Origin of the sequence: Bradyrhizobium retamae (genome assembly GCF_001440415.1) — a bacterium.
In the GTDB taxonomy this organism is placed as follows: Bacteria; Pseudomonadota; Alphaproteobacteria; order Rhizobiales; family Xanthobacteraceae; genus Bradyrhizobium; species Bradyrhizobium retamae.
Window position 1 is genome coordinate 129893 of the sequence record NZ_LLYA01000001.1, and the last position, 12472, is coordinate 142364.

A 12472-nucleotide genomic window follows, 5' to 3' on the forward strand; every position below is an offset into this window, starting at 1 on the left:
ACATCACTCCCCTTCATCGCTCGCCAGCACGCCCTTTACCGCCCTCGCCCAACCCGCCAGCTTCCGCTCGCGCGTCGCCTTGCTCATCGCCGGCTTGAAGCGGTGTTCGAGCCGCCAGTTGTCGGCGAATTTTGCGGGCTCGGGGTAGACGCCGGCGTTCAACCCGGCGAGATAGGCGGCGCCTAACGCTGTGGTCTCCTGGATCTTCGGCCGGTCGACTGGTGCATCCAGCAAGTCGGCGAGGCGCTGCATGGTCCAGTCGGAAGCGGTCATGCCGCCGTCGACGCGGAGCACGATGTTGGCGGCGGTTGCGTCCGGCCAGTCGGCGCGCATGGCGGCCCAGAGGTCGAAGGTCTGGTAACAGACGCTTTCGAGGGCGGCATGCGCGAGTTCGGCCGGGCCGGTATTGCGGGTCAGGCCGAACAGCGCGCCACGTACGCGCGGATTCCAGTAGGGCGCGCCGAGGCCAACGAAGGCGGGCACCAGATAGACACTCTGCATGGAATCGGACTTGTCGGCGAGCGGGCCGGTTTCGGAGGCCTGCTTGATGACGCCGAGGCCGTCGCGCAGCCATTGCACCGCCGAGCCCGCGACGAAGATCGAGCCTTCGAGCGCATAGGTGCGTTTGCCGTTCAATTGATAAGCGATGGTGGTGAGCAGCTTGTTCTTCGAGGCCACCGGCGTGGTGCCGGTGTTGAGCAGCGCAAAGCAGCCGGTGCCATAGGTCGACTTGATCATGCCGGGCGTGAAGCAGGCCTGGCCGATGGTTGCGGCCTGCTGGTCGCCGGCAATGCCGGATATTGCGATCGGGCCGCCGAACAGGTCGGGCACGGTTTCGCCGAACTTGGCGGAGGAATCCTTGACCTCGGGCAGCATCGAGCGCGGCACGCGCAGGATTTTCAAGAGCTCGTCGTCCCAGTCGCCGGTGTGGATGTTGAACAGCAGGGTGCGCGAGGCGTTGGTGGCGTCGGTGACGTGCACCTTGCCGCCGGTCAGCCGCCATAGCAGATAGCAATCGACGGTGCCGAACATGAGTTCACCGCGCCCGGCGCGTTCGCGCGCGCCCGGGACGTGATCGAGGATCCATGCGACTTTGGTGCCGGAGAAATAGGGATCGATGATCAGGCCGGTCTTGGCCGAGATCATGGGCTCGTGGCCTTCGCTCTTCAAGCTGGCGCAGATATCCGCGGTGCGGCGGTCCTGCCAGACAATGGCGCGGTGCACCGCCTGCCCCGTGGCGCGGTCCCACACCACCGTGGTCTCGCGCTGGTTGGTGATGCCGATCGCGGCGATGTCCTGCGCTTTCAGTCCGGCCCTTTCCAGCGCCTCGCGGCAGACCTGTAACGTCGAGGTCCAGATGTCCTCCGGCTCGTGCTCGACCCAGCCCGACGCCGGGAAATGCTGCGGGAATTCCTGCTGCGCCGTGGCGGCGATGGAAATATCGCTGCGGAACACCATGGCGCGCGAGGACGTGGTGCCCTGATCAATGGCCAGCACAAAGGACATGACGTTGCTTCCCCGAAGGATTGTTGGTTGCGCAGAGGCAATCCGATTGAGAGGCGAAGGTCAATATCTCCGTCGTCGTCCCTGCATCTCCGTCGTCCCTGCGAACGCAGGGACCCATACCGCGCTGTGTCCTCGATTGAAACGAGATGGCAGACACTCTTCGCAAAATGAACGCTGGTGGCTATGGATCCCTGCGTTCGCAGGGACGACAGTTCACACCGCCGCTGTCGTCACGCCGCCGTCCACTACAATGGTCTGGCCGGTCATGAAGGTGGAGGCATCAGACGCCAGATAGGCCACGGGGCCCGCGATTTCATCCGGCTCGCCGATCCGGCGCAGCGGCGTGGTGGCGGTGCGGCGTTTGAGGAGATCGGCGTCTTCCCACAGCGCGCGAGCGAAATCGGTTTTCACCAGGCCCGGCGCGACGCAATTAACGCGGACGCCCTTTGGACCCCATTCGCCGGCGAGGCTGCGGCACAGCGCAAAATCCGCCGCTTTCGAAATGCCGTAGGCGCCGATCACGGTGGAGCCGCGCATGCCGCCGATGGACGAGATGATCACCACCGAGCCGTTGCCGCGCTCCGCCATCTGCGGGATCGCCAGCGCGCAGAGCCAGATGTTGCTCTTGACGTTACTGCCCATGATCTTGTCGAAGGCCTCGTCCTTGATATCGAGCAGCGGACCGTAATAGGGGTTCACCGCGGCGTTGCAGACGAGGATATCGACCTTGCCGTAATGCTTTGTCGTGCCCGATATCAATGCCTCGACTTCCTCGCGGCGCGAGATGTTGCAGGGGATGACATGGGCGTCGCCGCCGGCCTTTTTGATGCCTTCGGCCACCTCCTGGCAGGCATCCGCCTTGCGGCTGGAGATCACGACCTTGGCCCCGAGTTTTGCCAGCAGTTCGGCGGAAGAGCGGCCGATGCCGCGGCTGGAGCCGGTGATGACGGCGACTTTTCCGGTGAGATCGAACGGGGTGTTTTTCATTGTTGTTTGATTCCTCTCTATTCCCGTCATTGCCTGCGACAAACGCGAAGCGTTTGCGCAAAGGAGCGAAGCGACGAAGCAATCCATCTATCCCTGTGTAGCGCGATGGATTGCTTCGCTTCGCTCGCAATGACGGGGCAACATCAGTGCCCCGCAATGACAATTTGGCTTACACCAGCCCACCTTCCGCGACGCGGCGGAGGTGGTAGTCGGTGTCGCCGAACGTATTCTCGATCATGGTCAGGCGCTTGAAGTAGTGGCCAATCTTGGCTTCCTGGGTCATGCCGATGCCGCCGTGGAGCTGGATCGACTGCTGGCCGATGAACTTCCCAGACTTCCCGATCTGCACCTTGGCAGCGGCAACCGCGGTCGCGCGCTCCTTGGCGTCTTCGAAATCGGCCGCCATGGTCGCGAACATCGACATGCTGCGAGCCTGTTCGAGGGCGACGAACATGTCGGCGGCGCGGTGCTGCAGGGTCTGAAAGCTGCCGATCGGAACGCCGAACTGTTTTCGCGTCTTGAGATACTCGACCGTCGTCTTCAGCGCTTCATCCATCGCACCGACGGCTTCCGCGCACATCGCGGTGCGGGCTTCATCGACCACGCGCTCGATCAGCGGCAAGCCGTTCTCGGGATCGCCGATCGCGGCGTCGCTGCCGACCTCGACGCCGGTGAAGGTGATGTCGGCGGCATGCAGCCCGTCCTGGGTCGGATAGCCCTTGCGGGTGACGCCCTTGGCATTCGCCGGCACGAGGAACACGCCGATGCCCGTCTTGTCGTGCCGGCTGCCCTTGGTGCGCGCGGTCACGATCAGCGTGTCGGCATTCTCGCCGTTGAGCACGACGAATTTTTCACCGTCGATCACGTAAGCCCCGCCCTTCTTCTTGGCCGTGGTCGAGACGTCGGCGAGATCGTAGCGCGAGTTCTTCTCGAGCTGCGCGAAAGCAAAGGTCTTGCTGCCGTCGATGATGCCGGGAATATGCGCGGCCTTCTGCTCGGCCGAGCCGCCATGGCGCAGGAAGCCGCCGCCGATCACGACGGTGGCGAGATATGGCTCCAGCACCAGCGCCTTACCGAGCGCTTCCATCACGATCATGGTTTCGACCGCGCCGGCGCCGAAGCCGCCGTCGGCTTCCGCGAACGGCAGGCCCAGCAGGCCCTGCTCGGCGAGCTTGCCCCAGACGGCCTTGCTCCAGCCGCCCTTCTCCTTCTGGTACTTCTTGCGCGCATCGAAATCGTAGGAATCGGTCAACAGACCGTCGATGCTTTCCTTGAGAAGCCGCTGCTCCTCGGACAAATCAAAATCCATGTTGTTTTCTTTCTCCGGCTAACCAAATCCGTCGTCATGCGCGGGCAGCCGCGCCCCACCCTCAGTCGTCATCCCCGCGAATGCAGGGATCCAGTATTCACCGGCGTTCTTCGTGAATCAGGACCGCCGCGGCGTACTGGGTCCCCGCTTTCGCGGGGACGACGTGCATTGTTGTGGCGCCTACAGCCCCAGCACCGCCTTGGTGATGATGTTGCGCTGGATCTCGTTGGAGCCGCCGTAGATCGAGACCTTGCGGTTGTTGAAGTAGCTCGGCGCGATCTGGGCGGTCCAATCCATGGTTTCGTTGGAGGCGTCGTCGCCATGCTCGTCGTAAGGCGCGGCGAACGGGCCGATCACTTCCATCAGAAGTTCGGTGGTGGTCTGCTGGATTTCCGAGCCCTTGATCTTCAACACCGAAGACGCCGGGTTGGGCTTGCCCTTGCCGTGCTTGCCCTCGTCGGCGACGACACGGAGCTGCGTCAGTTCGAGCGCCTTCAGCTCGATCTCGCAGGCCGCCAGCTTCTCGCGGAAACCCTGGTCTTCCAGTACCGGCTTGCCGTTCTGTTCGACCTTGGAGGCGAGCTCCTTGATGCGGCGCAGCCGCTCCTTGGAGACGCCGACGCGGGCGATGCCGGTGCGCTCGTTGCCGAGCAGGAATTTTGCGTAATCCCAGCCCTTGTTCTCTTCGCCGATCAGGTTCTCGACCGGCACCTCGACGTCGTCGAAGAATACTTCATTGACCTCGTGGCCGCCGTCGATGGTCTCGATCGGACGCACGGTGACGCCCTTCGACTTCATGCTGAACACGATGAAGGAGATGCCCATCTGCTTCTTCGCTGACGTGTCGGTGCGGCACAGGCAGAAGATCATGTCGGCGTGCTGGGCCAGCGTGGTCCAGGTCTTCTGGCCGTTGATGATGTACTTGTCGCCCTTGCGCTCGGCCTTGGTCTTCAGCGAGGCGAGGTCAGACCCCGAACCCGGCTCCGAGAAGCCCTGGCACCACCAGTCGTCGACATTGGCGATGCGCGGCAGATAGTGCTGCTTCTGCTTCTCGTTGCCGAAGGTGTAGATGACCGGGCCGACCATGCTGACGCCGAAGGCGAGCGGCGCCGGCGCCGGATGCATCTGCAGCTCTTCGTTGAAAATGTACTGCTGCACCGAGCTCCAGCCGGTGCCGCCATATTCCTTCGGCCAATGCGAGACGCCCCAGCCCTTCTTGTTCAGGATGCGCCACCAGGCGACCATCTCGTCCTTGGAGAGATGACGGCCCTCGACCATCTTGCGCCGCGTTTCCGGCGGTACGTTGTCCCTGAAGAAGGCTCTCACTTCTTCACGAAACGCGATTTCTTCCTTGCTGAAAGCGAGATCCATCAGATCCTCCTGTGAGCGAATTAGATTCCGGCTAAGCGACGTTCTCGCTGTTGGCAGCTTGCGATGACTTCTGCTGCATGCGCAATTCGTGGCGCGACAGCTTGCCGACCGGCGTGCGCGGCAATTCTGTGACGAACTCGACGGCGGTCGGCAGCTCGTGCTTGCCGAGCTTGCCCGTGAGGAAGCTGCGCAGCTCATCGATGGTGAACGGCTGAGCGCCCGCGCGCAGCCTGATGAAGGCTTTCGCCGACTCGCCGCGGTAATCGTCTGATATGCCGATCACGATCACTTCCTGCACGGCAGGATGCGTATAGATCGCCTGCTCGATCATCTGCGGATAGACGTTGAAGCCGCCGGAGATGATCATGTCCTTCTTGCGGTCGACCAGGTAGAAATAGCCGTCAGCGTCCATGTAGCCGATATCACCGGTGAGAAAACGGTCGCCGACAAAGGCTTCCGCGGTTTCCTTCGGCCGGTTCCAGTATCCCTTGGTGACATTCGGACCGCGGATGCGGATTTCGCCGGTTTCGCCCACCGGCATCAACTTGGTCGGATCCTCCAGCGACACAACGTCCATCTCGATGCCGGGCAGCATCAGGCCGATCGAGCCTGGCTTGTCCGGTCCCTCCTTCGGGTGTGCGGTGCCTGGCGAGCAGGTCTCGGTCATGCCCCAACCGCTCTTCAGCTTCATGCCGACCCTGCGCTCCAGGATCCGTGCGACTTCGACCGGCAGCGGTGCGCCGCCGGAGCCAACGCTGACCAACGAAGACAGATCGCGCTTGTCGAGGTCCGGTAGGGCTGCGATCGCGATCCACATGGTCGGCACGCCGGGGAAAACGGTAGCACGCTTGATCTCGATATCGCGCATCACGGCCTCGACGTCGAAACGCTGATGCAGCGAGATCAGATTACCGCGCCGGATCGCCGACAGCAGCACGACCGTCAGCGCATAGATATGAAACAGCGGCAGCACGCAAATCATGCGCTCGACCGCATTGCGCTCGGCGCGCGACGGTCTGCCCCAGACGTCGTAGACCGACACCGCCGACGTCAGATTGCCGTGGCTGAGCATCGCGCCCTTCGGCAATCCGGTGGTGCCGCCGGTATATTGCAGCAACGCGACGTCGTCGGCCGAGATCGCGGGCCATTGCGCCGGCTTTGCTGCACCGTCAGTAAACTTCTTGTAGGTGACGATCTTCAAATTATCGGGCAACGCCGTCTGCGGCGTCCCGACCTTGCCCCAATGATCGTCCTCGCAAACGATCAGGCGATCGAGCAGTCCGTGAGCGAGAAATTTCAGCGCAGTCGGCAACAGCGCCGACAGATTGCTGGTAACCAGTACCCGCGCGCCCGAGTCAGTAAGCTTGTGCGACAGCGCGATCTCGCCATCGAGCGGCGACAGATGCACGACGCGGGCGCCGGCCTTCAGCGCGCCGAAGAAATTGATCGGGTGATCGGGCGAATTGCCGAGGAACAGCGCGACCGAACTGCCCTTGCCGTAGCCGGCGCGCAGGAAGGCGCTGGCGGCCGTTTCCACCAATGCCTCAAGTTCGCTGTAGCTGATCGGCCGCTCCCGGAATTCGATCGCGGGGCGCGAGCCGAACTCCGCGGCTGCCGTCGACAATAGATCAGGCAGCGTGCCGCGTGCGATCGGCTCGTCCCAGCGGACGCCTTGCGGATAGAACTGTTCGCCCGGATGCCCCATCAAGCCGCCTTCGATTGCGCGGCGAGCGACGCAAACGTCTTGCCTTCCGCGGCAAGGCGCTTGAGCAGCGGGGCCGGCTCGAGCGACGGATCGTTGGTCTCCTTGGCATAGTACGACAGCCGGTCGGCAATATGCTTCAGCCCGACCTGGTCTGCATAGAACATCGGGCCGCCGCGATAGATTGGCCAGCCATAGCCATAGAGCCAGATCACGTCGATGTCGCTCGGCCGCGCCGCGATACCTTCCTCCAGGATGCGCGCACCCTCGTTGATCATCGGGTACATCATGCGCTCGAGGATCTCGTCGTCGCTGACGACGCGCTTCTTGCGGCCGAGACGCTGCAGCGTCTCGTCGATCAGCTTCTCGACCTCCGGATCGGGCAGCGGCGCGCGCGAGCCGCCTTCATACTTGTAGTAGCCCTTGCCGGTCTTCTGGCCGAAGCGGCCGGCCTCGCACAGTGCGTCGGCGATTTCCGACTTGATGCCGCGGTCTTTTCGCGAACGCCAGCCGATATCGAGGCCGGCGAGATCGCTCATCGCGAACGGGCCCATCGGCATGCCGAATTTCGTCACCACGGCATCGACCTGCTGCGGCAACGCGCCTTCGAACAAGAGCTTCTCCGACTGCTTGCCGCGCTGGGCCAGCATGCGGTTACCGACAAATCCGTCACAGACGCCGACCACGGCCGGCACCTTTGCGATCTTGCGCGCAATCGACACCGCCGTCGTCAGCGCATCCGGCGCGGTCTTGTCGGCACGGACGATCTCGCACAGCTTCATCACGTTGGCCGGCGAGAAGAAATGCATGCCGAGTACGTCCTGCGGACGTTTCGTCACCTTCGCGATCTCGTCGATGTTGAGATACGAGGTGTTGGAAGCCAGCACCGCGCCGGGCTTGGCGTATTTGTCGAGCGCCTCGAATACCTCCTTCTTGACCGCCATGGTCTCGAACACCGCTTCGATCACAAGGTCAGCATCCCTGACGTGCTCGAGGCCGACCTTGCCGTCGATCAAGCCCATGCGCTTAGCCGGCGCATCCGCCGGGATGCCACCGCGCGCCGCGGTCGCCTCGTAATTCTTCTGCATCACGCCCATGCCGCGCTTGAGCTGCTCTTCGCCGGTCTCGATCAGCGTCACCGGGATACCGGCGTTGGCAAAGGACATCGCGATGCCGCCGCCCATGGTGCCGGCGCCGATGATGGCGACGCGTTCGACCGGGCGCGGCTTGGTGCCATCAGGCACGCCGGCGATCTTGGCGGCTTCGCGCTCGGCGAAGAAAGCGTAACGCTGCGCCTTGGACTGGTCGCTGGAGACCAGCTTGAGGAAACCCTCACGCTCCTTCTTCAACCCTTCGTCGAACGGCAGCTCGATCGCGGCGCGCACCGCATCGGCTGCGGCGAACGGGGCTTCCAGCCCGCGCGCCTTCTTGGTCAATGCGGCGACTGCGTTGGTAAAGATCGAGATGTCGGCCTTGGCGGCAGCGAGCTTACTGTCATCGTCGCGCAGCTTGCGTAAGGGGCGCTTCTCCGCCAGCACCTTCAGCGCAAAGGATTCGCCACCCGACGCCGGCCCCTCGACGATCTCCTCGATCAGGCCGTTCTTGAGCGCCTCGGCCGCGCCGATCGGATCGCCGCCGACGATCATCTTGACCGCCAGCTCGGGCCCGACGGCGCGCGGCAGGCGCTGGGTGCCGCCGGCGCCCGGCAGCAGGCCGAGCTTCACCTCGGGCAGGCCGAGGCGAGCGTCCTTGGTGGCGACGCGATAGTGGCATGCCAGCGCGACTTCGAGACCGCCGCCGAGCGCCGTGCCGTGAATGGCGGCAATGATCGGCTTCGGCGACTTCTCCATGAGATCAAGCACCTCGGCGAGGCCCGGCGGCTTCGGCGGCTTGCCAAATTCGGTGATGTCGGCGCCGGCGATGAAGGTGCGACCGGCGCAGGTCAGCACGATCGCCTTCACTTCCGAATCCGCGATCGCGCTCTTCATGCATTCGAAGATGCCGCCGCGCACGGCGGCACTCAGCGCGTTGACGGGAGGACTGTTGACCGTGACGATGGCGATGACATCATGACGCTCGAGTTTTACCACTTCGCTCACGGGACTCTCCCTGGATCGTTTGTTCTTGGATGCCGCCCAACTTGCGTTGAGTAGCTACGGCTATTACCAATTTCGCAGTGCGAAATTTAATTCCACATCTTGACAGGGAGGGTTATTTTGAAGCACGTCCCTTGTCAACGAGCTCATCAGCAGCAGTAGCGGGTAATGAAACGTCCAGGGAAAAAAGCGGCGACCGATCGCAGCTTCGTCGTCGCACTCTCCCGCGGACTCGATGTGTTGCGCGCATTCCAACCCAATGACGGGCTTCTTGGCAATCAAGAACTCGCCGCCCGCACCAAATTGCCGAAGCCAACCATTTCCCGGCTGACTTACACTCTGACCAAACTCGGTTATCTTACACCCGTTCCGCGCTTCGAAAAGTATCAGCTCGCGCCATCAGCCATGGCGCTGGGGTATGCCGCCCTTGCCAATCTCGGCGTTCGGCATTTGTCCGAGCCTTATCGCGAAGCGCTGATGCGCGAGACCGGCGGCGCCGTCGCAGTCGGCGGACGCGACCGTCACAGCATGATCTATTTCGGGCAGAGCCGCACCGGGCTGCTCGGTGTGCAGCTTGACGTCGGCTCACGCGTTCCGATCGCGACCACCGCGATGGGACGGGCCTATCTCTGGGCCCTGCCCGACGACGAGCGCGCCTCACTATTGCGCGAACTGCGCGACCACTACGGCAATCGCTGGCCCAAAATGCGCGACGGCATCGAGCGCGCGGGCGAAATGCTCGCCCGTCACGGCTTCACTATCTCTGCCGGCGAATGGCAGGACGATGTGCACGCCGTAGGTGTGCCGCTGAAGCTGAGCGACGGAACCGGACCGTACGCCTTCAATTGCGGCGCGCCCGCTTTCCGTTTCACGGAAGATCGTTTGATCAACGACATTGGACCTCGCCTTGTCACGATGGTAAGGAACATCGAAGCAGCGCTGGGCGGCGCAGCACCGCAATCAAAAAAATCAGAGAACAAGAAGTTGAAAGCAGGAGGAAGAGTTGCACGTTTGGCCGAGGGGATCAGATAGCCTTCACCATGACCGGCAAAAACATTTGCGCGGTCATTCCCGCTCCGTGATCAGGGCGGGCGGGACGCGATGACGCAGCCACAGCTCGCGCAGGGCAATGTTCCCCTGCTCGCGGTCCGCGACGTCAGCGTCGTGTTCGGCGGCATCATCGCGCTCAACGGTGTGTCCTTTGACATGCACAAGGGAAACATCCTCGGCCTGATCGGACCGAACGGCGCCGGCAAGACGACGCTGTTCAACTGTCTGTCCCGCCTCTATCAGCCGAGCACCGGCGACATCCTGATGGAAGGCGTCAGCATCCTGACGCGCCCGGCGCACAAGATCGCGGAGATCGGCATCGGCCGCACTTTCCAGAACGTCGCGCTGTTTGCCAATTTGTCGGTGCTCGACAACGTCCGCGTCGGCTGCCACGCGCGCTCCTCCAGCGACATCATCTCCGACTCGATCAAACTCGCCTGGGTTCGCCGCGGCGAGGTCGAGATCAACAAGAAGGTGCAGGAGATCCTCGCCTATCTGCATCTCGAGGATGTTGCCCATACCATCGTGTCCGGGCTGCCGTTCGGCACCCAGAAGCGCGTCGAGCTGGCGCGCGCACTGGCCGCGGATCCGAAGATCCTGCTGCTCGACGAACCCGCCGGCGGCCTCAACCATGAGGAAGTCCATGTGCTAGGCGACCTAATCAAGCGCATCAGGGACGAACGGCACATGACGGTGCTGCTGGTCGAGCACCACATGGGTCTAGTGATGTCGATCGCCGATCATGTCGTGGCGCTCAATTTCGGCCGCAAGCTTGCCGAGGGAACGCCGGCCCAGGTCCAGGCCGATCCTGACGTCATCAAGGCCTATCTGGGGAGCAAGGACCAATGACTGCGATGCTCAATGTCAGGGACCTGCGCGCCTATTACGGCCAGGTCCAGGCCCTTCACGGCCTCTCCTTCGCCCTCAACGAAGGCAGCCTCACCACGCTGCTCGGTGCCAACGGCGCCGGCAAGACCACCACCCTGCGGGCAATCTGCAACATGGTGCGCTCGACCGGCGCGATCGAGTTCGAGGGCAAGCCGCTGTCCGGCAAGTCGACCGAAAACGTCGTTCGCCTCGGTATCGCGCATGTGCCGCAGGGCCGCGGCACCTTCACCACCATGACGGTGGAGGAGAACCTGCAGCTCGGCGCCATCACCCGCACCGACAAGAAGAACATCGTCGCCGACATCGAGCGGATGTACGAGCACTTTCCGGTGCTGAAGGAACGCCACACCCAGCAGGCCGGCACCCTGTCGGGCGGCGAGCAGCAGATGCTGGCGGTGGCGCGTGCGCTGATGCTGCGGCCGCGGCTGATGTTGCTGGACGAGCCGTCGTTCGGCCTCGCGCCGCTGATCGTGCGCGACCTGTTCAAGATCCTCGGCAAGATCAACCGTGAGGACAAGGTCACCATCCTCGTGGTGGAGCAGAACGCGCAGCTCGCGCTGGAGCTCGCCGACCAGGCCTATGTGATCGAAACCGGAAAAATCGTGATGTCGGGGAACGCGAAGGAAATCGCGAGCAACGAAGACGTCCGCAAATCCTATCTGGGTTACTGAGGAGCTGGGACGATGGAATTGTTCACCAACCAAGTCCTGGCCGGCATCGCCACGGGCGCGATCTATGCCTGTATGGCGCTCGCGGTGGTCATGATCTACCAGGCGATCGACCATCTGAACTTCGCCCAGGGCGAAATGGCGATGTTCTCGACCTTCATCTCCTGGCAATTGATGCAGTGGGGCGTGCCCTATTGGTGGTCATTCCTGCTCACGCTGGCGATTTCGTTCGCCGGCGGCATCCTGATCGAACGCCTCCTGTTCAAGCCGCTTGCGAAAGCGCCGGTGCTGACCAACGTCGCCGGTTTCATCGCGCTGTTTGCGATCGTCAACTCGGTGGCCGGCCTGACCTGGGACTTCACCATCAAGCAATATCCGACACCGTTCGGCTCCTCGCCGTTCCTCGGCAGCCAGCTGATCTCGACCCACCAGGTCGGGATGATCGGCGTCACTCTCCTTATGCTGATCGGGCTCTACCTGTTCTTCCAGTTCACCCGGATCGGCCTTGCCATGCGTGCAGCGGCGGCATTGCCGGAATCGGCGCGGCTGGTCGGCGTCAACACCTCCTGGATGATCGCGCTCGGCTGGGGCATGGCCTCCGCGATCGGCGCCGTCGCCGGCATCCTGATCGCCCCGGTCGTGTTCCTCGAACCGAACATGATGGGCGGCGTGCTGGTTTACGGTTTCGCCGCTGCCGTGCTCGGCGGCCTTAGTTCGCCGCTGGGCGCCGTCATGGGCGGCTTCCTGGTCGGCGTCTTCGAAAACCTCGCCGGCACCTACATCCCAGGCGTGGGCAATGAACTGAAACTGCCGATCGCGCTTGCGCTGATCATCACCGTCCTGGTCTTCAAACCTGCCGGTCTCTTCGGCCGAGCCATCGTCAAGCGAGTCTGAT

At 63.1% G+C, this 12472-nt stretch carries 10 protein-coding genes; 4 read left to right on the top strand and 6 right to left on the bottom strand.

Features of this window, described 5'->3' with window-relative positions; genetic code table 11:
* Positions 1-3: 3 nt before the first annotated feature.
* The 6 genes from glpK to CQ13_RS00630 all read right to left on the bottom strand — a co-directional run bounded on the left by glpK (position 4) and on the right by CQ13_RS00630 (position 8974).
* Positions 4-1506: a glycerol kinase GlpK gene (glpK, locus tag CQ13_RS00605; RefSeq protein WP_057841090.1), complete on the bottom strand. Its 1503-nt coding sequence runs from the start codon at positions 1504-1506 to the stop codon at positions 4-6.
* Between the two features lie 213 nt (positions 1507-1719).
* Positions 1720-2493, bottom strand: a complete 774-nt coding sequence (locus CQ13_RS00610) for an SDR family NAD(P)-dependent oxidoreductase (RefSeq protein WP_057841091.1) — start codon at positions 2491-2493, stop codon at positions 1720-1722.
* 169 nt (positions 2494-2662) lie between these two features.
* Complete coding sequence (gene pimD, locus CQ13_RS00615) at positions 2663-3802, bottom strand: pimeloyl-CoA dehydrogenase small subunit (protein ID WP_057841092.1); 1140 nt, start codon at positions 3800-3802, stop codon at positions 2663-2665.
* 180 nt (positions 3803-3982) lie between these two features.
* Positions 3983-5173 carry a pimeloyl-CoA dehydrogenase large subunit gene (gene pimC, locus CQ13_RS00620; protein ID WP_057841093.1) on the bottom strand — a complete coding sequence of 397 codons (1191 nt, stop codon included), beginning with the start codon at positions 5171-5173 and terminating at the stop codon, positions 3983-3985.
* A gap of 31 nt (positions 5174-5204) precedes the next feature.
* The gene (gene pimA / locus CQ13_RS00625; protein WP_057841094.1) at positions 5205-6878 is read right to left on the bottom strand and encodes a dicarboxylate--CoA ligase PimA; all 1674 of its coding nucleotides are present in this window, start codon (positions 6876-6878) and stop codon (positions 5205-5207) included.
* Complete coding sequence (locus CQ13_RS00630) at positions 6878-8974, bottom strand: 3-hydroxyacyl-CoA dehydrogenase NAD-binding domain-containing protein (protein WP_057841095.1); 2097 nt, start codon at positions 8972-8974, stop codon at positions 6878-6880. The genes pimA and CQ13_RS00630 overlap by 1 nt, the downstream gene beginning before the upstream one ends.
* 165 nt (positions 8975-9139) lie before the next feature.
* Here CQ13_RS00630 and CQ13_RS00635 point away from each other — a divergent pair, with 165 nt between their 5' ends.
* The 4 genes from CQ13_RS00635 (at position 9140) to CQ13_RS00650 (ending at position 12471) form a co-directional block, all read left to right on the top strand.
* Positions 9140-10003 carry an IclR family transcriptional regulator gene (locus CQ13_RS00635; RefSeq protein WP_057841096.1) on the top strand — a complete coding sequence of 288 codons (864 nt, stop codon included), beginning with the start codon at positions 9140-9142 and terminating at the stop codon, positions 10001-10003.
* Positions 10004-10072: 69 nt separating this feature from the next.
* A complete protein-coding gene (locus tag CQ13_RS00640) occupies positions 10073-10870 on the top strand; it encodes an ABC transporter ATP-binding protein (RefSeq protein ID WP_057841097.1) in 798 nt (265 codons plus the stop codon).
* A complete protein-coding gene (locus CQ13_RS00645; RefSeq protein WP_057841098.1) occupies positions 10867-11580 on the top strand; it encodes an ABC transporter ATP-binding protein in 714 nt (237 codons plus the stop codon). The genes CQ13_RS00640 and CQ13_RS00645 overlap by 4 nt, the downstream gene beginning before the upstream one ends.
* A gap of 12 nt (positions 11581-11592) precedes the next feature.
* Entirely contained in the window at positions 11593-12471 is an 879-nt protein-coding gene (locus tag CQ13_RS00650; protein WP_057841099.1) for a branched-chain amino acid ABC transporter permease, read from the top strand.
* The last annotated feature ends 1 nt before the right edge of the window (position 12472 follow it).